21 protein-coding genes are annotated in these 21557 nt (G+C 36.3%); 8 read left to right on the top strand and 13 right to left on the bottom strand.

Translation table 11 applies throughout. The annotated features are described in order from the left end of the window. The first annotated feature begins 128 nt into the window (after positions 1–128). A complete protein-coding gene (locus tag P9E47_RS06025) occupies positions 129–1415 on the top strand; it encodes an MFS transporter (protein WP_003330571.1) in 1287 nt (428 codons plus the stop codon). Between the two features lie 630 nt (positions 1416–2045). On the opposite strand, the gene P9E47_RS06020 is transcribed toward P9E47_RS06025, so the two are convergent. Continuing rightward, the gene (locus tag P9E47_RS06020; RefSeq protein WP_003330569.1) at positions 2046–2942 is read right to left on the bottom strand and encodes a sulfite exporter TauE/SafE family protein; all 897 of its coding nucleotides are present in this window, start codon (positions 2940–2942) and stop codon (positions 2046–2048) included. A 182-nt stretch (positions 2943–3124) separates the two neighbouring features. On the opposite strand from P9E47_RS06020, the gene P9E47_RS06015 reads away from it, so the two are divergent. Further along, positions 3125–3535, top strand: a complete 411-nt coding sequence (locus P9E47_RS06015; RefSeq protein ID WP_003330568.1) for an RrF2 family transcriptional regulator — start codon at positions 3125–3127, stop codon at positions 3533–3535. 39 nt (positions 3536–3574) lie between these two features. Here P9E47_RS06015 and P9E47_RS06010 read toward each other — a convergent pair whose 3' ends face one another. From P9E47_RS06010 to P9E47_RS05990, 5 genes are all read right to left on the bottom strand, one after another. After that, the gene (locus P9E47_RS06010; RefSeq protein WP_003330567.1) at positions 3575–5485 is read right to left on the bottom strand and encodes an FtsX-like permease family protein; all 1911 of its coding nucleotides are present in this window, start codon (positions 5483–5485) and stop codon (positions 3575–3577) included. Beyond that, entirely contained in the window at positions 5460–6230 is a 771-nt protein-coding gene (locus tag P9E47_RS06005; RefSeq protein ID WP_003330566.1) for an ABC transporter ATP-binding protein, read from the bottom strand. The genes P9E47_RS06010 and P9E47_RS06005 overlap by 26 nt, the downstream gene beginning before the upstream one ends. Positions 6231–6306: 76 nt before the next feature. Next, on the bottom strand, positions 6307–7299 hold the full coding sequence (locus P9E47_RS06000) for a sensor histidine kinase (protein WP_326162850.1): 993 nt from the start codon (positions 7297–7299) through the stop codon (positions 6307–6309). Further along, positions 7300–7998, bottom strand: coding sequence for a response regulator transcription factor (locus P9E47_RS05995; RefSeq protein WP_003330564.1), 699 nt, complete (start codon positions 7996–7998; stop codon positions 7300–7302). A gap of 69 nt (positions 7999–8067) precedes the next feature. Continuing rightward, complete coding sequence (locus P9E47_RS05990; RefSeq protein ID WP_003330563.1) at positions 8068–8667, bottom strand: undecaprenyl-diphosphatase; 600 nt, start codon at positions 8665–8667, stop codon at positions 8068–8070. Between the two features lie 211 nt (positions 8668–8878). Here P9E47_RS05990 and P9E47_RS05985 point away from each other — a divergent pair, with 211 nt between their 5' ends. The 4 genes from P9E47_RS05985 (at position 8879) to P9E47_RS05970 (ending at position 12622) form a co-directional block, all read left to right on the top strand. Next, positions 8879–9685: an amino acid ABC transporter substrate-binding protein gene (locus tag P9E47_RS05985; protein ID WP_003330562.1), complete on the top strand. Its 807-nt coding sequence runs from the start codon at positions 8879–8881 to the stop codon at positions 9683–9685. Between the two features lie 65 nt (positions 9686–9750). Beyond that, entirely contained in the window at positions 9751–10410 is a 660-nt protein-coding gene (locus P9E47_RS05980) for an amino acid ABC transporter permease (protein WP_003330561.1), read from the top strand. A gap of 14 nt (positions 10411–10424) precedes the next feature. Then, on the top strand, positions 10425–11171 hold the full coding sequence (locus tag P9E47_RS05975) for an amino acid ABC transporter ATP-binding protein (protein ID WP_003330558.1): 747 nt from the start codon (positions 10425–10427) through the stop codon (positions 11169–11171). Between the two features lie 149 nt (positions 11172–11320). Further along, entirely contained in the window at positions 11321–12622 is a 1302-nt protein-coding gene (locus tag P9E47_RS05970; RefSeq protein WP_003330557.1) for a putative bifunctional diguanylate cyclase/phosphodiesterase, read from the top strand. 19 nt (positions 12623–12641) lie between these two features. Here the strand turns inward: P9E47_RS05970 and P9E47_RS05965 are convergent, their stop codons facing one another. From P9E47_RS05965 to P9E47_RS05945, 5 genes are all read right to left on the bottom strand, one after another. Next, positions 12642–13241: a response regulator transcription factor gene (locus P9E47_RS05965; RefSeq protein ID WP_003330556.1), complete on the bottom strand. Its 600-nt coding sequence runs from the start codon at positions 13239–13241 to the stop codon at positions 12642–12644. 11 nt (positions 13242–13252) lie between these two features. Next, complete coding sequence (locus tag P9E47_RS05960) at positions 13253–14374, bottom strand: sensor histidine kinase (protein ID WP_003330555.1); 1122 nt, start codon at positions 14372–14374, stop codon at positions 13253–13255. A 116-nt stretch (positions 14375–14490) separates the two neighbouring features. Further along, positions 14491–15522: a fatty acid desaturase gene (locus tag P9E47_RS05955; RefSeq protein WP_326162849.1), complete on the bottom strand. Its 1032-nt coding sequence runs from the start codon at positions 15520–15522 to the stop codon at positions 14491–14493. Between the two features lie 250 nt (positions 15523–15772). After that, on the bottom strand, positions 15773–16681 hold the full coding sequence (locus P9E47_RS05950; RefSeq protein ID WP_003330553.1) for an EamA family transporter: 909 nt from the start codon (positions 16679–16681) through the stop codon (positions 15773–15775). Positions 16682–16802: 121 nt separating this feature from the next. Then, positions 16803–17720: a ketopantoate reductase family protein gene (locus tag P9E47_RS05945; RefSeq protein WP_326162847.1), complete on the bottom strand. Its 918-nt coding sequence runs from the start codon at positions 17718–17720 to the stop codon at positions 16803–16805. A gap of 280 nt (positions 17721–18000) precedes the next feature. On the opposite strand from P9E47_RS05945, the gene P9E47_RS05940 reads away from it, so the two are divergent. Together P9E47_RS05940 and P9E47_RS05935 are read left to right on the top strand one after the other, a co-directional pair. Next, positions 18001–19326, top strand: a complete 1326-nt coding sequence (locus P9E47_RS05940) for a hemolysin family protein (RefSeq protein ID WP_003330551.1) — start codon at positions 18001–18003, stop codon at positions 19324–19326. 379 nt (positions 19327–19705) lie between these two features. Next, entirely contained in the window at positions 19706–20680 is a 975-nt protein-coding gene (locus P9E47_RS05935; protein ID WP_003332360.1) for a proline dehydrogenase family protein, read from the top strand. A 43-nt stretch (positions 20681–20723) separates the two neighbouring features. Here the strand turns inward: P9E47_RS05935 and P9E47_RS05930 are convergent, their stop codons facing one another. Both P9E47_RS05930 and P9E47_RS05925 read right to left on the bottom strand, forming a co-directional pair. Beyond that, positions 20724–21011 carry a YxcD family protein gene (locus tag P9E47_RS05930; protein ID WP_326151204.1) on the bottom strand — a complete coding sequence of 96 codons (288 nt, stop codon included), beginning with the start codon at positions 21009–21011 and terminating at the stop codon, positions 20724–20726. After that, on the bottom strand, positions 20999–21454 hold the full coding sequence (locus tag P9E47_RS05925) for a hypothetical protein (RefSeq protein ID WP_003332362.1): 456 nt from the start codon (positions 21452–21454) through the stop codon (positions 20999–21001). The genes P9E47_RS05930 and P9E47_RS05925 overlap by 13 nt, the downstream gene beginning before the upstream one ends. Between the last annotated feature and the right edge of the window lie 103 nt (positions 21455–21557).

Genomic DNA, 21557 nt, shown 5'->3' with positions numbered 1-21557 from the left:
AAGGTTTTATAGATTAAAGTATAAGAAAATAGGGCCTTTAGGTACATCGTAATTTGCCATTATGGGCAAATTACGTGTTTTTCTTAGAGTATAATTAAGAAATATTATGAAACAGGAGTAGAGGTAAATTGGAAGATAGAGAGAACAGTAATTATAGATGGGTTGTTTTTTTAGCGGTATTATTCACATACTTTTTGATTGTTAGTCAAAGAACGGCGCCGGGATTAATCACGGATCAGTTAATGATAGATTTTCGAATTTCCGCTTCCGTTATCGGTTTACTGACAAGTATTCAATTTTTAGCTTATACGGGGCTGCAAATACCGATTGGGATTTTATCAGACCGTTTCGGTCCTAATTATTTTCTGATTGTAGGAACGCTTCTTAATGGAATCGGAACGATTGTCTATAGTATAGCTCCCAATGAATATGTCCTTATTTTTGCAAAATTATTGGTGGGCATTGGTGACTCTACGATATGGGTGAATTTGGTGGCGATCTTAAGCCAATGGTTTAAGCCTAAAGAATTTATTAAATTAATAGGGTTCGCTGGAATGAGCGGCAGTCTGGGATTTTTATTGGCAACCGTACCATTTTCAAAATGGATTGCTTTGACAGGATGGAGACCACCGTTTTTAACTGTAGGAATCATTTTATGTATTTGTGGACTCCTATTATATTTAATTCTTATAAAAAAATCAGAGCAAATTGGAAAAGATAATCCCGTCGTTTTTCCTAAAGCAGTTAAGCAAAATCGTGAAAAAACTTCGAGCCTTTTATTACGGGTTTGTAAAAACAGGCAGGCTTGGGCCGTGTTTCTATGTCACTTTGGATTAGTGGGAACGTATGTTGGATTTATTGGCTCGTGGGCAGTTCCTTACGGTATGGATGTCTATGGGTTAACGCGTTCTGGAGCGAGTCAGCTTGTCATGCTTGGTGTTTTTGGTGCCATAATCGGTGCACCATTAACAACTTGGGTTTCTGGGCGTCTTAATTCTATCAAACAACCATTTGTATTTATCTATTCGATTGTTTTGGTTGTTTGGCTAGCTTTAGTAGTATTAAATGGAAAGCCGTCTTTTTCTCTATTAATTATTCTTTTCTTTATATTGGGCTTCGGTAATGGTGCAAGTGCATTAACATTTGCAATCGTCCGCGAATCCTTTCCTGTAAACGAAGTTGGCGTAATATCAGGTTTTGCCAATACTGGGGGATTCCTAAGTGCCGTTTTACTTCCAAGCCTTTTCGGAAGGGTATTAGATCATTTTAGTATAACTGCAAGTAATGTTGGCTATCATTACGGATTTATAATTCCGGTAGCTTTTACGTTGTTGGGGTTAATTGGTAGTCTCCTAATAAGTAAAGAAGAAGAGAAAACAAGTAGTTACCCATCATCAAATCGTGCTGAGATATAATTTGGTGCAGGATAACTGCGTGTTATCTACCATCAAATGGCTCCCGAGCTCCGTTTGGTGAGGATAAAATCAAGTTATCTATCATCAAACGTCTCCCGAGCTCCGTTTGGTGAGGATAAAATCAAGTTATCTATCATCAAACGTCTCCCGAGCCCTATTTGGTGAGGATAAAATCAAGTTATCTATCATCAAACGTCTCCTAAGCTCTGTTTGGTGAGGATAAAATCGAGTTATCCATCATCAAAACTAGCCAATTCCCGACTCGGTTATAGAAACCGTAACCGGACTTATCATCAACAACAATCCCACCTCATTTGTCTATGGTCACCTTTTTGAATATCTGGCAAAAAGAAACGTTCAACAAATTACAAGTGCAAAAGTAGTTGAAATTAAAGAAGATAAAGTAATCCTTGAAGATCGTGAAATTCCAGTCAATCATGTCATTATTGCGGCTGGATACACACCAAACAATCATTTTATTGATGAATTAAAAGCAAAATACAATAATGTACAAACAATCGGAGATGTAAATCAACCGAGACGTATTATTGACGCCACCGCTGAAGGATTTTTAGTTGGGGCAACAATATAAAAAGCAAGGGAAGAGAAATAATGCCGGAGACGACTAAATCATAATGATTTTAGTCGTCTTTGTTGATTGCTGTAACTATTTTTCCTTATCTTCCAAACTACATTTCCTACAGCGATCATCCAAAGTGCGGCAAGCACAATGTAGGTGTAAAGGCTCCCTAAATAGGATACGTCTAATGCTGCTAATAATGTCCTAATATTAGTAATAATAATAATTCCGCCCACGAGAGTGCCTAATAGATTAGTCGGAATAATCTTTACTAACCAAGCAGCAATTGGGGCTGCAATAATCCCGCCGATAATTAAGGCAATAACCCATTGAATATTGATCTGTGACCATCCTAAAGTTATTAAAAATCCTAATGTGGAGGATACAGCAATGGCAAATTCGCTTGTATCAACGGAACCGATTACTTTTCTTGGTTCCATCCTGTTACTCGTTAATAACACCGGGGTAGCAATTGGCCCCCATCCACCTCCACCGGTTGCATCAAAAAAGCCCGCTATAAACCCTAAGGGTAAAAAATGTTTTTTGGGCATCGTTTTCTTTGATAGCTGCTGTGCGGGATTAAATTTAAAGAGGAACCGGTATATTACAAAAACGCCTAACAGTAGTAAAAAGAAGGATACATATGGTTTAATGACATCCCCGGGTATACTGCCCAAGAAACAGGCGCCTAGAAAAGCCCCGATGGAACCAGGTATTATTAATTTATAGACAACCTGTTTATCGACATTTCCAAAGCGGATATGGGAGACACCAGATGCAGCAGTTGTTACTACCTCTGCCATATGAACGGATGCCGAAACAACCGCTGGTGCAATTCCAAACATAAGCAGTAACGATGAGGATGTTACCCCATAGGCCATTCCTAAAGAACCATCAACTAATTGTGCTACTAAACCAATTAATGCGAGTAAAACTAACCTTCTCAAAATTTATCTCTCCTTTTTTTTACATAACCGAATAGACTAGAAATAAGATGGGGTAAAAACTCCTTAATTGTTGATTAAACTAATCAAGTTTCTAAATCTACAGTATGATGAATCCTATGGGTGGGTTCTTTAATTAACAAAAAAGGGCTACTATCACAAGGCCAACTAAGGGAGAGTGTGACATGAAAATTTCAAGTCGGGGAGAATATGCTTTGCGTGCTTTAATATATTTGGGCACAAAACATAATGAGGTTATTACAATCGAGGAAATTTCTGATAAAACACTAGTACCAGTCAATTATTTAGAACAAATTCTTTTACAATTAAAACGAAATGGATACGTACAAAGCAGAAGAGGTGTGAATGGAGGTTATAAATTAAGCAGAAGTCCTGATGAAATAAACATTGGAGAGGTTATTCGGAATTTAGAGGGCCCACTTGCTCCGATGGGGTGTGTAAGTGTTACTTCATATGAAAGTTGTCCGATTGAGGCGGGTTGTTTATTAAAACCTCTATGGGCCCTTGTAAGAGATACAGTTGCCAATTTATTAGATCATACTACTTTAAATGATTTGCTAAAGGGCGATCTATAGAAAAAAATCCATTCTCACAGAAGCAAGAATGGATTGCATTTAGATGATTAACGAATTTCTAAGACTTTGTAGATATCGAAATCGCATCACGAAAAAGTATACAAGCTGAGCAACTAGAAAGCTACCAAGTACAACCGCCATCTCCCCAGCAATTGATAATGTGTAAAGACTTTGCAATGCCATAAAGGCAAAAGAACTATGGACAATTGCTACAATAACCGGGATAAAAAACAGTAAGGCTAATTGGCGGGTAATGATTATATTCAATTCTTGGTCGGTTAAGCCCACTTTCTTAATCGTTAAATAATGGCGCAGATCATACTCTAAATCAGCATAAAGTCTAAAGTATAAGAAGCTTCCTGCCGCAATAAAGAAGACGGCGCCAATTAAGAAGGCAACAAATAGCATCATTTTATACATGTTTATTTGAATTTCGTAAATCGTTCCGCTGACAGTCATGGCAAAAGGGTTTTCTTTTGAAAGAAAGGCTCTTCCGTTTTCCGTAAGATTTGCTCCTATTCCCGCAGTGGCTTTAAGATCATTGGTATAAAAGCCGGTGAGTAAACCGGTCTTAACAGCCGAAAGCTTTTCAAATAACTCATCACTTACAATAAGTCCATCGTCCTGAATGATTGTAAATGGAGTGGTCACATGTTTTGAAAGATTCGTTGTTTGAAGCTGAAATTGGTTTTGCTTTAATGTATAAGTCGATGATTTAAAGCGTTCAAGTGTTGCTTGCCGCATAGCCAAAGCCTCCTCGGCAGCAGGTGGTTTTTCAGAATATCCGCCGTAGCCCGCCGCTTCCGAAATCTTTTTATAGCTAGAAAAAGAAAGAACAGCCAGCTGCTTCGAAGGATAAGCATTTGTTGTGGATGCAAACTCGATAAATTTTACCGGTACTTGATTGGTTGTGAACTCAATATTTTTATTAGTCAACTCATCTTCAATCTGCTGTAAATGTTGCTTGTGAACCGGTTGATCATCCATTGCCAGATATGTGACAGCAGCCGGATATTCACTTGCAATTTGCTTGTTCATCACATTCATAGATGCTAGAGCACCAACTGCACAAAAGGCAACGGTGGAAACAATAGTGACCATGAAAAACATTCGGGCATTATCCTTTAAGCGGTACGCTAGACTGGAGATTGTAAGTAAGTTTGTTTTTTTCCAAAACACCATCCGGTTTTTTTGTAGCATTTTTGTAATGAATACGGACAGTTGTGTGTAAAAGAAATACGTACCAATAACCGTCATCGTGATAACAGGCAACATGAGAAAGAATAAGGTCTGCAATGTGGCTGTTGCCGCTAAAATATAGCTGATTGTAAGTAAGAATGCTGAAAGAATCGATAGGAAAGTGGATACTTTCGGTTCTTTTTTTGGCCTTTCATTCGCTTGGAATAGATCAATTAACTTATTTGTTTTTACAAGGAATGTAGTGACAAATGAAATAGTTAAGAATAAAATTACAAATGCACAGATCGTAAGAAGTAGTGCTTTACCTGATAAATAAAAAGGTAAAGGTGGTATTCCGATCATCCTTGCCCCTATCATTAAAAATAGTTTGCCAGTCAACATGCCTGCGCCAATGCCGGCAACAATGGCCCCGATCCCAATTAACATATTTTCCAAAAAGACCATGGCATTTAATTGGCTTTTTGTCATCCCGTGTATCATCAGAATTCCAAATTCCCGTTTTCGTGATTTTAAAAAAGTGCTGACAGAATATAGAACAAACAAGAAAGAAAATACATACATAATGACTTCTGCTATTATCATTAACTGTATGGCAAGTGCCTGTGTAACCCCCTCTTTAATATCAGGGTGGAAAATAAAAAGGGCATAAACAAAGAAAATCAAGACAGAAAAGGCACTGCTAAAGAAATAGGCAGCATAAGTTCTTTTATTACGGCTGACATTTCTAAAGACGAACTGTGGAAAGGTCAAGACTATCCCCTCCTAATAGAGCCAGCATATCAATAATCTTTTGGAAAAATGCTTGGCGGTTATCGCCTCGGTAAATCTCGTTATAAAGCTGACCGTCTTTTATAAAAATGACACGGTGACAATAGCTGGCAGCAACAGCATCATGGGTTACCATTAAAACAGTTGCCCCATCCTCTCTATTAATAGAAGAGAGGGTTTCCATTACATCTTTGGATGCTTTTGAATCCAAGTTCCCTGTAGGTTCATCCGCCAAAATAAGCGAAGGATGATGAATAATCGCCCGTGCAATGGCCGTGCGCTGCATTTGCCCGCCGGAAATTTCATATGTCCGCTTTTTTAATATTTGCTCAATCCCCAGCTTTTTGGCTATGGTTTGTAATCTTTGTTCCATCTCACTAATCCTCTCCCCATCCAGTGTTAGTGGAAGGATAATATTTTCCTCAATCGTTAAAGTTTCTAACAGATTAAAGTTTTGAAAAACAAAACCAAGTTCATGTCGTCTAAACAAGGCGGTTTCTTTTCGATTTAAAAGATGAGGGTTTTTTCCGTTAATTACAATCTCTCCTGCAGTTGGTTGATCGATTGTTGCAATAAGATTCAGTAAGGTCGTTTTTCCACTACCCGAAGGCCCCATAATGCCAACAAATTCACCCTTTTCAATTGAAAAATTGATATTATTTAAAGCTTTATGGGCAACCTTGCCTTCATAAATTTTTTCGATATGCTTTACAGCTAAAATTGACAAACTCATCACTCCTAAAACCGTTTCTATCTTCATTTTATCCAGTGCAAGGAGGAACAACTATTTCTTAAACTTACAGTTAGCTTACAACTTTGTAAGAATTAAAATTTAGTTTTACAGTGGTCCCTTCATTAGGAGCCGATTCAATGTCGATATTAATTCCGAGTTTGTCGCATATTTGCTTAGTTAAATAAAGTCCCATACCCGTTGACTCTTGAAAATTCCGCCCATTCTCACCAGTAAAATAGGGGGCAAAGATTCGAGGCAAATCGCTTTTGGGAATCCCTACACCCTCATCTCGTATTTCTAAAATGACTTGGTTATTTTGTTTGTAGCCACGAAAATGAATTTTTTGATTCTCATGGATTGTATATTTAATAGCATTCGTAATAATTTGTGTTAAAACAAAAGAAAGCCATTTTTCATCGGAAGCAACCGTAATTTTTTCATCAAAATGGATGGACGGGAAGACGCGTTTGCGAATAAACAGACGTTTTTGATCGGAGGTGACAGAACGAACAATGGCCTCGAGATCAAGCGATTCCACATAAAAGTCGTGTTCAAAGGAATCCAAACGAGCAGTATACAATGCCATTTCCAATCCCTTCTTCAATTTGTCCAGTTCATCCCCAATTATCGTAAAGCGGGAATCATCTTCGTCTTGGATCAGCAGATGGATGACGGAAAGAGGTGTCTTCATTTGGTGGACCCACTGATTGATAAATTGGATATGGCCTTCTAACTTATATTTATAACGATGAATATCAGTTTTATAAAATCGAAATTGACTTGTCAGAAGTTGGTGCAAGCTTTTAGACAGCGGTGTTTTTTCCACCTTTTCAGGAAATTCATCCAATGATGCTAATGGTGTTTCAAGTCGTTTGTAAAAAAAACGATGTGTACGATAACGGATAAAAAGATAGAAAACGAGTAAAATGATGCTCAATAGGGCAGCATATAAGCTTATTTTTAAATTTTCGTAGCCATCTAGCCAGTAAACCCCTGTTATAATTCCGATTTGCATGAAATATACAAAAATAAATGGAAGTTGGTCACGAATAAAAAGCTTCATCTATTCTTCCTCCCAGTTTGGAAGCAGCCGATAGCCTTGGCCTCGAATGGTTTGAATGGCATCGTGAATACCTAATGACGTCAATTTCTTCCGAACACGTGTAATATAAACATTTAAAGTGTTGTCATCCACGAACACTTGATCATCCCAAATTTTTTCTAAAAGACGGTCCCGGCTCACAAGTCGTTCAGTTTTTTTCATTAATTCATCTAAAATTTTCGCTTCCGTATGGCTGAGCTCAATTTCATTCTCTTGTAGTGAAAGCTTCATTTTCTCCACATCAAGCTTCAATCCATTAACAGTCGTTGTTCTTTCATTATTGGATATCGCATAAGAACCGTAGGCCCTTCTTAGCTGGCTATTAATTTTTGCAATGACAATCTCATATTCGAATGGTTTTGTTATATAATCATCCGCTCCGTTTTCCAGAGCCATGACTTGGTCCATCTTACTATCCCGGGCAGAGATGAATAGAATCGGACATGTCGAGATCGTCCGAATTTGGCGGCACCAATAAAAGCCATCAAAATTAGGGAGATTGACGTCTAATAACACAAGATGGGGTTGATATTGTTCAAATTGTGCTCTTACTGTTTCAAAATCATCTACTGATTTTGTTTCAAACCCGAATTTAGTTAAATTATTATCCAATAAGCGTACAAGCTGTTTGTCATCTTCAACAATGAATATTTTAAACATGTGCATTCTCCTCATAGTTCCTTCTTTAAAAGTTTACCAAAAAAAGCTGGACAAAAATCATCCAGCTACTTAGAAATCTTTTGTTTTTATTTTTGGACGTGATACATAACGCTCGATTTTTTCATAGAGTTCAAGAGCATGATTGATAAACGTTAACTTCGGTAAAGTGAAGTAGACAACGATCGTAGAGAATATGCTAATCACTGCCCCAACGATAACGTCAGCCGGATAATGAACGCCGACCCAAATTCGAGAAATACCAACTATAATAGCAAGAAGCAACCATAGAAGTCCACTTCCTTTTTTGAATAGCCAAAATGTCATACAAAATGAAAAGAACAAAATCGTATGATCACTAGGAAATGAATTATCTACTGCCTTTTCTATTAATTGATTCACATTTGGCAGCTCGGAAAAGGGTTGATAGTTTGAATGAATTTTTCCAGCTATCTTTCCAATCATTTCAGAAACGATAAAAGTTGAACCGGCACATATGACCATTATTCTACTATGTTCGTTACGTCTAAACCAAAAATAGATAACAGACAATGCAAGGAAATAAACCATGTATTCGGCAATAAACACGAAAGACGAGTTAAAATGTGGATACTGTTTCCCTAAGTCATTGATTAATCTAAATAGATAAATATTTGCTTCTGAAAGAGCCATTTAGTTGTGCCTCCCCATTTCAATATATGATTCATTTTATTTTGGTTGAAACAAAATAAACATCGCTTTCCCTTACATAAACTTACAATTTTGTAAGGTTGTAAGATTCATGGTAATGATATTGTTTTATACGATATTATAGTGTTATAATGTGGTAGTGTATTAAAGCGAAATAATAAAAAAATAAACATAAAAAGGTGGTTTACTGAATATGAAGCGTTTTGCGTCTATTATTCTAGTAATGGCAGCAGTATTTTTAATTGTTACAGGTTGCTCCTCTAATACAGGTTCAACTACCGAAGAGAAAGAGGGAACTCCTGAACAAGAAACAAAACCGTTGGTGATCGGTATTGATGATAAATTTGCACCAATGGGATTCCGTGACGAGAAAAATGAAATTGTTGGTTTTGATATTGATCTTGCAAAAGCAGCAGCGGAAAAAATGGGACTAGAACCAAAATTCCAACCAATTGATTGGAAAACAAAAGAATCTGAGCTTGCCAGTGGACGTATCGACTTAATTTGGAACGGATACACTATTACTGATGAGCGTAAAGAGAAAGTTCTTTTCACAAAGCCATATTTAGCAAATGCACAGGTTGTTGTTACATTGGCTGATTCAGATATTGCAACATTAAATGACCTAGAAGGTAAAGTAGTTGGACTTCAATCACTTTCATCTGCATCTGATGCTTTAAGTGCGAATCCGATTGCGGAGAAAATTAAGACAGTAACAGAGTTTGCTGATAATGTGCTAGCATTGAATGACTTAAGAAGTGGACGTCTGGATGCAGTAGTTATTGATGAAGTTGTAATTGATTATTACATGGCTGAACAAGAGGGTACATTTAAAGTACTTGATGAAACGCTAGAACCTGAAGAGTATGGAATCGGTGTGAAAAAAGGGAATGAAGAGCTTTTAGAGAAACTTCAAAAAGCACTTGATGAAATGAATGAAGATGGTACAGCAGCAGAAATCTCAACTAAGTGGTTTGGAGAAGATAAAGTTCTTAAGTAATTTTGAATAAAAGCTAAAAAGGGCAGTCTACCTGAGACCGCCCCTTTTTTTGGAGGAATCCTTTCATGTCTTTAGATTATTTAATTACAATACTAAAGCCAATGCTCGAAGGGGCACAAATGACAGTCCTGTTGTTTTTTATTGCTATTGTTACTTCAATCCCGCTTGGGTTTGCTTTAACATTAGCTGTAAAAAGTAGATTCAAGCTTGTTTCATGGTTGGCTCATGCCTACATTTATGTTATGCGCGGAACACCGCTATTGCTTCAACTTTTGCTAATTTGCTTCGGACTGCCAATGCTGCCTGTCGTAGGTGAATATTTAGTATTAGACCGGTTCGTGGCTGCATGTCTAGGCTTTATCCTGAACTATGCCGCTTATTTTGCCGAGATCTTTCGCGGAGGACTCCTTGCTATTGATAAAGGACAATACGAGGCGGCTCAAGTTCTAGGATTGAATAAATGGCAGACAACTACGCGGATTATTTTACCGCAAATGTTCCGAATTGCTCTTCCGGCTGTAGCAAATGAATCCGTGACACTTGTTAAGGATACAGCACTTTTATACGCAGTTGCGGTACCGGAGTTATTGCACTTTGCCCAGACTGCCGTTAACCGGGACTTTACAATCGTTCCATTCTTCGTTGCTGGTATCATTTATTTAATTATGACACTACTATTAACATTGTTCTTTAAACGACTTGAACAAAGGTTTAAGTTTGAATAGGGAGGGGTGATGATATGGCAATCATTGAAGTATCCAACCTCAAAAAGTCGTATGGCACTTTAGAAGTACTAAAACAAATTACATTTGATGTAAATAAAAACGATGTTGTGGCCGTGATCGGACCTTCAGGTTCAGGTAAAAGTACAATGCTCCGCAGTCTTGTTCATCTTGAGGAAATAAATGGTGGCAGTATTTGTGTCGATGGGGACTATTTAGTAAAAGACGGTCAATATTCAAGCCCCCAAGAATTAAAAAGAATTTCAGCCAAAATGGGGATGGTCTTCCAGCATTTTAATCTATTCCCACATTTGACTGTGAAAGAAAACTTGGAAATGGCGCCACGTTTGTTAAAAAAAGAGTCGATTCAAGACATTCAAAAGAGAAGTGTGGAACTTTTAGAGAAAATAGGTCTTACAAATTGGGCTCAGTCCTATCCGGCGAGACTTTCCGGCGGCCAAAAACAAAGGGTGGCGATCGCCAGGGCGCTGATGATGAATCCTGATATTCTGTTATTTGACGAGCCAACCTCTGCTTTAGACCCAGAATTAACAGGCGAGGTTCTTCAAGTAATGAAGGATCTGGCAAAAGAGCATATGACCATGATCGTTGTAACGCATGAAATGGGATTTGCAAAAGAGGTAGCAAATCGCGTTGTTTTCATGGATAATGGCGAAATCGTTGAATCTGCCCATCCAACAGAACTATTTGAAAATCCTAAACATGAAAGAACGAAAGCGTTTTTGAATCGCAGTTTGAAATAAATATTAACATCAAACTCCTTATTGTTTTATTAAGGAGTTTTTGTGTTGAATTTTATATATTTAGTTTTCAATATCATTTAATATGTAGTTATAGCATGTAAAATATATAAAAATTAATACTTTTACCTATATGTGGGGTGAAGATTCTTGTGCTAAATAGGATTCATGAATTAGATGGTTTTGACCAATTAACAGGTCTGTTAAATAGAGAAAGATTTGAAAGTTACTTAAGAAAAGAATTATTCAGTACTAATGAAAATTTAACAATCATGTTTGTTGACTTAAAACGTGTAAAATTTATTAATGATGCCTATGGTTTTACTGTTGGTGATGTAGTTATAAAAAAAGCGGCAGAGCGATTAGTATACTGTGTTGGGGATGAAGGGATTGTTGCAAGACTGCATGGCGATAATTTCGGAATCCTTTTATTTAAAGAAAAAAATATTGAACAAATCGAATTAATCGCAAATAGGTTAGTTTTTAACTTTAGAGACCCAATTGAGGTATACGATGATTTACACTTACATGTGTCAATCAGTATCGGGATTAATCGCTGTGCAGCATCAGACAACCATGATGTTGAAACGATATTAAAAAATGCACATTTAGCCTTAAGCTTTGCCAAGGATAATCTCAGTAATGAGTTTTGTTATTATAATTCTTTTCTAGATAAAATTGCCAAAAAAGCAATAAGACTTGAGCTAGATATACAGAGGGCGATTGAAAATAATGAACTGCTTTTAACCTATCAGCCTAAAGTAAATTTGCAAAATAATAAACTCGCCGGAATTGAAGGATTGATAAGATGGAATCACCCATCTTATGGAATCGTATCACCAGGAGAATTTATTCCGATCGCTGAGAATACAAAGGAAATTATTCCAATTGGCAAGTGGGTTATTAATGAAGGGTTTAGACAAGCTAAAGAATGGAATAAACAAGGGGTTCATTTTAAAAAATTGGCATTAAATGTTTCCCCTCTGCAATTTTACACTTCCAATTTTGTCGATTTTATTAAAGAAATGCTTGATCTATACCAATTAGATCCGGAATTAATTGAGTTAGAAATTACTGAAAGCGTTATGAATAATATAGGCAGAGCCCTTGATATGATTAGCCAGTTGAAAGCGATTGGCATTACAGTAGCATTAGATGATTTCGGTACAGGTTTTTCATCATTAAATGTTTTAAATCAATTGCCTTTTGATTGTTTAAAAATTGATAAATCATTTGTCAAACAAGTTCTTACTGATAGAAAAACTGGGATTCTAACAAAGATGATTGTTCAAATGGGAAAAGAATTGGATATGGAGTTAGTTGCAGAAGGAATTGAAAGTAAGGACCAATTGACTTTTATGAAACAATGCAATTGTAATATTGGGCAAGGCTATTACTTTAGTAAGCCATTATCAGTGAAAAATATGGAGGCATATTTACGACTCCAGTGCTGAAAAAAGGCTGGAGTTTTACTTATTTAAACCAGCCCTTTTCCTTTGATTGCTTAATTGCTTCTATTCGATTTTTTACTTCAAGTTTATCAAGAATCGTTGAGATATAATTGCGAACGGTTCCTGCTTTTATGCTTAATTCATCGGCAATTTCCTTTGTGTTTTTTCCGTCAGCAACGAGGCCAAGGACTTCGATTTCCCGATCAGTCAGCGGGTTTCCTTCGCCATAAGCAACTTCGATTAACTCAGGTGCGTAAATCCGTTTACCTGCGACAACGCTGCGGATTGAGTTGGCTAATTCCTCGCTTGGGCTGTCCTTCAATAAATAACCATTTACACCTGCTTTTAAAGCTCGCTGAAAATAACCTGTTCGGGCAAAGGTAGTTAAGATAATAATTTTACAATCGGAGCCCTTAAGCTCTTCAGCTGCATCCAGTCCTGTTCTACCGGGCATTTCAATATCCATAATACAAACATCTGGCTGGAATTTACGAACAAGTGCTATTGCCTCGTCGCCATTTGAAGCTTTTCCGACGACCTTCATATCGTCTTCAAGTTCGAGTAAAGATCCGAAAGCTCCAAGTAATAGCTGCTGATCCTCTGCAATAACAATATTTATCATCTTCACCCCTCCTAATCGACCTGTTTTACATCATTAGGGACACGAATAATTAAAGTTGTCCCTTTGTTTTTTAAAATTTCTAGACTTCCGTTCACAAATTCCAGACGTTCCTTCATTCCGGCTAACCCGGACCCTTTCACTTCTGATTCGCAAGGTTCTTTAAAAGTGCCATTATCCTTTACCGTCATGATGATTTCCTTCCATGTTTGTTCAATCGAAATGGAGCATATCGTGGCACCGCTATGTTTAACAATATTCGTTACCGCCTCTTTTAAACACATACCTAAAATATTTTCGGTCAATAAATTTACATTGGTCAGCTTAAAATGGTTGACACCTTCAAAGTCAATTTTAGCAGCATTTAAAATTTGTGTAACTAATACAATCTCATCTTTTAAACTAACGACTCTCATTGAGGAAACTAATTTACGAACTTCATTTAATGCTGTCCGTGCAGTTTGTTGGACATCCTTTAGCTCTTTTCGAGCCTGCTCGGGATTTTTATTGACTAATTTTCGTGCAAGGTCACTTTTAAGGCCAATTAATGATAGCTTTTGTCCAAGTGTATCATGGAGGTCTCGGGCGATTCTTTGACGTTCCTCTATTTTACTTAGTTCCGCTAATCTTTTATTAGCATCCTGGAGCTTCTCTTCCAGCTGACCTCTCTGATTTTTATTGTGAATATTAAAGGGCAGAAGAATGACACTGATCCACACAATAATGACAAACGGCAGCTGCTTTAGAAAAAGACTGCCATGCTGTGTAATACTAAAATAAATCGAAACGGTAGTGCTTAATAGATGAACGATGTAGAGAATAAGGAATGTTGATTGTTTTTTTATATTTCCGATAAAATGTACCAAAAAAAAGGCGAAATATATATAGCTAAAGAAGCTAGTTGTGACCCCTGAAATCCCAATTAAAATAATAGTCCATATGTAGACGAGCCATCCTTTAGAATAAAAGGCAACTTGATAGATGGCAAAAAACAAGACCGTAAGTAATATACCAACAACTATTTCAGTAGTAGAATCTAATTGAAAAATATAATAAAACGGTAAGACATATAGAATTGTCCATATGTAAGGTGACATACCATGATTTTTGTGAAAGGTAATATACCTTTTGAACATAAAATAAACCTCTTGTCCTAAACTTATTTGATATTAGTATAATCCTATCATAAAAATCCTCAACTACTTACAAATATCTTTATGATAAGAAGTAGGAGAGGACATTTTTAACGAAACTATTTAGATTGAACGGAAATCTGATTTATTTTTGTTTTAGGCAAAGTCCTAAGATGTTTAAAAGAGACGAATCTTTTTCCTTGCTCATCCCAAAGGTGAAATTTTAAACAGCTAAGACTTGTTGATAATGTAATCGTTGGGACGTTTTGCAAAGCTTCAGTATTATTATGGGCCTCTTCAAGATGATAATTTGGAACCTTTGGGCTTAAATGATGAACATGATGAAAGCCGATGTTCCCTGTAATCCATTGTAAGACCTTAGGGAGTTTGTAAAAAGAACTGCCTTCTACTGCGGCTTTTACATAATCCCAATGCTCATCCGGCTCAAAGTAGGAATCCTCATAAGTATGCTGGACATAAAAAAGCCAAATTCCAGCTACCCCTGAGATAAAAAAGATAGGGCCCTGTACTAAGAGGAAGCTTTGCCATCCAATCGTAAGGCAAAATACTGTTACAATTGCTGCAATCGCAATATTTGTAATGTAAGTGTTCAGACGTTCCTTTGCTCTTGCATTTCGATGGTTAAAACGATTTTTTAGTAAAAAAACATAGATTGGGCCAAGAATTAGCATAATAAATGGATTTCGATAAAGGCGATAAGAGATTTTAGTCCATGTAGATGACTTTAAATATTCATCGACCGTAAGAACTGAAATATCACCCACACCGCGTTTATCTAGATTACCACTCGAAGCATGGTGAACAGAATGATCATGCTGCCATTTTCGATACGGGAATATTGTAATAATTCCCGTAATAGTCCCAAGAATATCATTGGCTTTTCGACTTTTGAAAAAAGAATAGTGACAACAGTCATGAAATATTATAAAAATTCTTGTTAATAGACCTGCACCAATAATCGCAAGTGCTAGAGTAAGGAAATAGGAAATGGATAAGCTTTTGTAAGCCAAAAACCACACTAGGAAAAACGGTAAAACTGTGTTTAATATTTGAAAAATACTCTTTTTCATTTCTGATTTCTCATAAGGAACCATTTGTTTTCTTAGCATCATTTGATTTTGTTTTGCCATTATTTTATTCCCTTTCCATATTTTTTGATTTAGTAATTATAATAATAAGGTCTTAAAAGGAGTTTGTGCAGACATACCTGTCATGTGGCAGATATGACAAATGTCATATTGCATGAAACTATTAATTGGGGGACAAATTAAAATTGTTATCATACGGAATTTGGATAAAGCGGAAGAAAGGAATTTAAAATGAAAAATACAGCCTGATTAAAGTAAGGATGCTTTCCAAAATACTTTAATCAGGCGTTTTTCATAGTTCATCTGCAATCCCGAGCAGAATAATTCCAAGCATCACAACGACAATAACTGCATAGTGCTTGTTGCTAAGCTTTTCCTTAAGAATCATTCGTGACAATATCACAGAAAAAATGCTATAAGAGGCAATAAGTGGCGCTGCAATAATAGCGTTTTTTGCCATTGCAAAAACATAGAAAAACTGCCCGGTTGTTTCTAAAATGGCCGCTAGCCCCTTATCACGTTCTTTAAAAATATGAAACTGCACCTTTTTAAATCCTTTTAAAAATATAAATGTAAAGACAGCACAAATGAAAAAGGTAAATTCGTAGGCAAGAAGAGCCGCCTCCTCACTTATCAGCTTCATTTCATCAAGATAAATTCCGTCGGCAAACGTTCCTAAACCATCTATAACACAATAGATAATTGGGAAGGTAATGGCCAAAAAGCCGATTTGATATTTTTTATCAATTTGAACGGCACTTAATTTGAGCGCCTCACCCTCTGCTTTCTTTTCTAAAAAGGCGAGACCAACGACGCCAAACGTTATGATTACAATTCCTGCAATATCAAAGAACCCGAGGTCCTGTGGAAAAAAGATAAATAATAAAATGGCAGTAACAGCTCCAGAAGAGTTTTGTACAGGAGATGCAATGGAAAGCTCAATATATCTTAAACCAATGTAACCGATGGTCATCGATAAAATATAAAGTCCGGAAACAGGCAAGTATCTTACCATGTCCATTGGATCGAATGTGAGGTCTTTAATAAGCATGTACCCAGTACCATGTACCCCCATCACTAAACCAACAATAGCTACGATTTTAAGATGACTGTATTTATCATGGCTATCGGATCCTTTTTTATAAAATAGGTCAGCACCGCCCCATGCTAATGCTGTTAAAAGTGCAAAAACAAACCACATAAATTGATCTCCTTGTGATGTATTTTCTGTTTTTTGAAAACAAAAATGGTGTGATATAAAATGGTGTGATATAAATCACACCTAATTATAAATGGAAAAATTGATTATTTCTATAACATGGTTAATATTCACTTTCAATTTTTGTAATCCTATCATAAAGCTCTTTATTTACAGGCGTGGGAATATCGTATTTCTTACCCAACTCCAAAACTGTTCCCGCAAATAAATCAACTTCACTGAAACGTCTAGCTTCAACATCCTGCGCCATTGATGGTTTTCCTTCAGGGCTTAATTTACTTAATACATCTAGCCAATATGTAATGTCATCTTCCGTTAAGGTGATCCCTTCTTTTTCAGAGAGCATAGCAACTTCTCTCATAGCTGCGATCATCATATCTCTTGCAGGGCCGTCCTTTTGAATTTCACCATAATTGCTCTCATAAACGGCAACTGTTTGATTGACCCCGACATTCAGCATGAATTTCCCCCACAATTTCTCCTTCATATCAGTCAGAACCTCATGGGCGAATTCCGTTTTTTCAAAAAACGCCTTAACTGCTTTTACTTTTTCAGAAATAATTCCCGGTTCCTGGTCACCAAAAACAAGCATTCCCATATTTGCATACGTAAGCTTGTTCCCTACCTTAACTGCATCCATGCCTTGGGCGACACAATATAACACTTTGTCCGTTCCATAAGCATCGCCGATTACTCCTTCACTGGAAATCCTATTAAGTGCAGAAATGATGATAGTATTTTCCCAAACATGATTTTTCACAGCCTTAATGGCATCTTGTAATCTATTAAACTTAACTGTAAAAATAAGCAAATCGGCTGGCTCGCAAGCCTCTTCTGGGGAAATATAGTTGAAATCACAGCGTTCATCATTGCAATACACACCATCGGTTTGGTATTTTTGGATTCGGTTTTTATCAGCGATAATTCTTAAATCTTCTTTTGGCATTCTTTTCGATAAATGATGTCCAAATAAAATTCCCAATGCACCTAAACCAATAATTGAAACTTTCTTGATTTCCATGGCAATTTCAAACCCTTTCTTTGTAATGTTGTTATGAAAATCTTATCATGAAATTATCAATCATATAAAATAAGTTGATTATATACATCGAAAGAAGGTGTAAATACATGGAAAATTAAGATGTTTTTGAAATAAGTCAACTTGCTATCCATATTAGAATGATAAAATTTTAAAAGTAAACACTAAAAGTAGTTATTTTTCGAAGTTGTCATTATACAATTTTACGTAAATCTGATAAAGTATTATTGATTACATTATACATTACCTGGAGGTAGATTATTTGGGCACCGAAATATTGGTACTCATTGTACTGATTCTTTTGAATGCATTTTTTGCAGCGTCAGAAATGGCACTGGTTTCCTTGAACGATAATAAAATAAAGTTGATGGCAGACAGTGGACATAAAAAGGCGAAAATGGTACAAACACTTTTAAATGAGCCAAGCCGTTTTTTAGCAACGATACAGATTGGTATTACACTTGCTGGATTTTTAGCGAGTGCTTTTGCAGCCGGTAGCTTTGCAGGAAGGCTTGCGGAATTTCTATATAATTTAGGGTTGCCGCTCTCGCAATCAACACTTGCGACGCTTTCTACAATCATTATTACATTAATCCTATCTTATTTTACATTAGTGCTAGGTGAACTTGTTCCAAAAAGGCTCGCATTACAAAAGGCTGAGCAAATCTCGTTTTTTGCCGTATCACCATTAACAGTGTTATCAAAAATTACATCACCTTTTGTAAAGTTCTTAACCTTGTCTACAAACTTAATGGTAAGAATGCTTGGGTTCGACCCAAATGCAGATGAGGAAGATGTAACGGAAGAAGAAATTAGAATGATGGTCGATGTTGGACAAGAAAAAGGAACCATTCTAGAAACAGAAAAACAAATGATCAATAATATCTTTGAGTTCGATAATAAAACGGTCTCGGATATTATGACTCATAGAACGAATATCGTTTCGATTCCTGTTGAAACGACTTTAAAAGAGGCACTACATGTTGCCAATGTGGAAAAATATACGAGACTTCCTGTATATGATGAAAAAATAGATAATATCGTCGGTATTTTACATGTTAAAGACCTGTTTCAATTTATTGAAAGCGGAGACAGGGAGAGTTTCAATTTACGTGAACTGGTTCGAGAGCCGTATTATGTGTTGGAATCAATCAAAATTGACCAACTATTTAGAGACATGCAGAAGAATAATGTCCATATGGCGATCGTAATTGATGAATATGGTGGAACGGATGGAATCATCACAATTGAGGATTTAATTGAGGAAATCGTCGGAAATATTTTCGATGAATATGATGAACCTGAGATGGACGTAGTAGAGATTGAAGAAATTGATGAATATCATTACATTATGGCAGGTACGACAAATCTTTATGAAGTTGAGGACATTCTGAATATTGATCTCCCGATACAGGATTATGATACATTAAGTGGATTTATGATTGGACAACTAGGCTATATCCCTGGCGTTGAGGAACGTCCTGCTATCGAATACAAAGACATTATTTTTGCAGTAGAGGAAATGAATGACCGAAGAATTGTCAAAGTAAAGGTAAGTATTAAGGAAAATGTTCCGGAAGAAGCATAGAAAAGCGGAAGCGCCTTGCTCATCGCCGTACAAACTGGAGGGCACAACGACAGCGATAAAGGAAACTTGAATTGCGTTAGCAATTCCTAGTTGACTTAGCGTAGGGAGGAGACCTGAAGTTTGCTAGGCGATAGGCGCTGGAGCTAGACAGTGGTGTAACAAAGGCAACTATACACATAGTTGCCTCTTCATTTGGTCTAAAGTAATATTGTGAATTCTCCACAAAAAATGACAGATATTTTGGTTGATTGTTACAAAGAAATTTCAAGTAAAATTTAATATAATAATAAGTGAAATATAAACTCTGGTTGACAACGGAGAAAATTGTCGAATATCGGGTTCATATATTCGAAAAAATTACGGTGGAGGGGTAATCGCTATGTTATTAAAAGATTTTTTCATTGGTCTTTCTCAAAATCAATTTTTAAATAGTGCTGCTAAAAAGTATGGATTAAAAATGGGGGCACAAAGTGTCGTAGCGGGTACAAATATTCCTGAAGTAATCAAAAGTATTAAAGAGCTAAATGCGCATGGCATTTCTTGTACGGTAGATAATCTAGGCGAATTTGTTTATCAAAAAGAAGAAGCAACTGAGGCAAAAAATAATATTCTTGCTGTAATCGAAGCTATCCACGAAAATAATGTAGACGCTCACATTTCATTAAAACCAACACAATTGGGATTAGACATTGATTATGATTTCGCACTGCTAAATCTTAAGGAAATCCTAGAAAAAGCAAGCGGTTACAATATGTTTGTTAACTTTGACATTGAGGATTCAGGGCACTTACAGCCTGCTTATGACATTCTTGATGAGTTAACAAGGGAATTTGATAACGTTGGAACGGTTATTCAGGCCTATTTCCACCGTGCGCAGGAATTTGTTGAAAAATATAAAGATATGCGTGTACGTATTGTAAAAGGTGCTTATAAAGAGCCTGCAGAGCTTGCATACCAAGATAAAAAAGAGATTGATGCTAACTTTATTCGTATTACAGAGTGGCATCTATTAAATGGAAAGTTCACTTCCATTGCCACACATGATCACCATATTATCAATCATTTGAAAAAGTTTATTAAACAAAACAATATACCTAAAGATAAATACGAATTCCAAATGTTATATGGCTTCAGAAGAGAGCTGCAATTAGAGCTTGCCAAAGAGGGCTATAACTTCTGTACGTATGTACCATTTGGTAAGGACTGGTATGGTTATTTCATGAGACGTCTTGCTGAAAGACCTCAAAATTTAAACCTTGTTGCCAAAACAGTATTTAATAAGAAAACAAATACAGTGTTGGGCTTAACAGCAGGTGCCTTTATTTTAGGAAGAATGTCAAAGAAGAAAAAATAAGAAAAGAAAACAAAGCCCCGTTTTGATTGAAACGGGGCTCCTTTTAATTAATTAATGCAATAATACCTTCTTCATCATCAAGAACCAACTGAATGCCTGCATATGGATCTCTGTTTAAAAACTCCTCAAGCCATAATCGCAAAGCTTCAATTAAATTTCCGTGGGTCAGTACTTGCTTTCGGTCATTTACAAAAACTTCTGCAGAAAAGCCATAGTCATCATCAAACATTAATTCAACTTCAACATCTTCCGGTTTTACTTGCCTTTTCCGAGCAATATAAATGCAGGTCGCATTAATAATATCCTGCTCTGTTAGTACTAGCTCCGCCATGGATTAACATCCTCTTTTTTCTTTTTGTTTTTGAAGTAAGTAAATATACCACGAACTAGTGAAATTAATACAATAATGGCTAGTACATTAATCATCAAACCAAGGATCTCACCTAAAAATCCCATGTTACCAAATAAGCCGCCAAATAGTAAACCGGCAAGACCACCAATCATTAATCCCTTCATTAAACCGCCTGAGAAAAATCCGCCTTTTTTCTGTGTATTTGGTGTAGCAGTAGATTTATTGGTTGTGTTTTGATCTGCTTTTTTGTTTTGAAATAAGGAATTGTTGTTTTTCTGTGTGTTGTTATTGAAGTTAAATCCTTTCTTACCTGAACTATACCTTTTGGCGTCAACCGTTGTAGGTTGGTCTTGGAAAATAGCTGTTCCAATCGGCGTAAACAAAAGTGCTGCAGTAATCACAGCTGCGAATAATTTTTTCATTTAATAAATTCCCTCCGTATTTCTTTTTTAATAGTTATATTTCATTCTATAGTATTTACGTTGGAAAATAAAATAAGTTTCACTTATGAATTATTTTTTTTAT

The sequence above is a fragment of the Schinkia azotoformans genome, assembly GCF_035811335.1.
In the GTDB taxonomy this organism is placed as follows: Bacteria; Bacillota; Bacilli; order Bacillales; family Bacillaceae_J; genus Schinkia; species Schinkia azotoformans.
This window is presented reverse-complemented; position numbering and strand designations above follow the sequence as displayed.

What these genes read in the sequence shown, in the direction of transcription:
- P9E47_RS06015 (WP_003330568.1), top strand. Translation starts at nt 3,125, where the DNA reads ATGAAAATTTCAAGTCGGGGAGAATATGCTTTGCGTGCTTTAATATAT.
- P9E47_RS06000 (WP_326162850.1), bottom strand. Translation starts at nt 7,299, where the DNA reads ATGAAGCTTTTTATTCGTGACCAACTTCCATTTATTTTTGTATATTTC.
- P9E47_RS05995 (WP_003330564.1), bottom strand. Translation starts at nt 7,998, where the DNA reads ATGTTTAAAATATTCATTGTTGAAGATGACAAACAGCTTGTACGCTTA.
- P9E47_RS05990 (WP_003330563.1), bottom strand. Translation starts at nt 8,667, where the DNA reads ATGGCTCTTTCAGAAGCAAATATTTATCTATTTAGATTAATCAATGAC.
- P9E47_RS05985 (WP_003330562.1), top strand. Translation starts at nt 8,879, where the DNA reads ATGAAGCGTTTTGCGTCTATTATTCTAGTAATGGCAGCAGTATTTTTA.
- P9E47_RS05980 (WP_003330561.1), top strand. Translation starts at nt 9,751, where the DNA reads ATGTCTTTAGATTATTTAATTACAATACTAAAGCCAATGCTCGAAGGG.
- P9E47_RS05975 (WP_003330558.1), top strand. Translation starts at nt 10,425, where the DNA reads ATGGCAATCATTGAAGTATCCAACCTCAAAAAGTCGTATGGCACTTTA.
- P9E47_RS05965 (WP_003330556.1), bottom strand. Translation starts at nt 13,241, where the DNA reads ATGATAAATATTGTTATTGCAGAGGATCAGCAGCTATTACTTGGAGCT.
- P9E47_RS05960 (WP_003330555.1), bottom strand. Translation starts at nt 14,374, where the DNA reads ATGTTCAAAAGGTATATTACCTTTCACAAAAATCATGGTATGTCACCT.
- P9E47_RS05955 (WP_326162849.1), bottom strand. Translation starts at nt 15,522, where the DNA reads ATGGCAAAACAAAATCAAATGATGCTAAGAAAACAAATGGTTCCTTAT.
- P9E47_RS05950 (WP_003330553.1), bottom strand. Translation starts at nt 16,681, where the DNA reads ATGTGGTTTGTTTTTGCACTTTTAACAGCATTAGCATGGGGCGGTGCT.
- P9E47_RS05945 (WP_326162847.1), bottom strand. Translation starts at nt 17,720, where the DNA reads ATGGAAATCAAGAAAGTTTCAATTATTGGTTTAGGTGCATTGGGAATT.
- P9E47_RS05935 (WP_003332360.1), top strand. Translation starts at nt 19,706, where the DNA reads ATGTTATTAAAAGATTTTTTCATTGGTCTTTCTCAAAATCAATTTTTA.
- P9E47_RS05930 (WP_326151204.1), bottom strand. Translation starts at nt 21,011, where the DNA reads ATGGCGGAGCTAGTACTAACAGAGCAGGATATTATTAATGCGACCTGC.
- P9E47_RS05925 (WP_003332362.1), bottom strand. Translation starts at nt 21,454, where the DNA reads ATGAAAAAATTATTCGCAGCTGTGATTACTGCAGCACTTTTGTTTACG.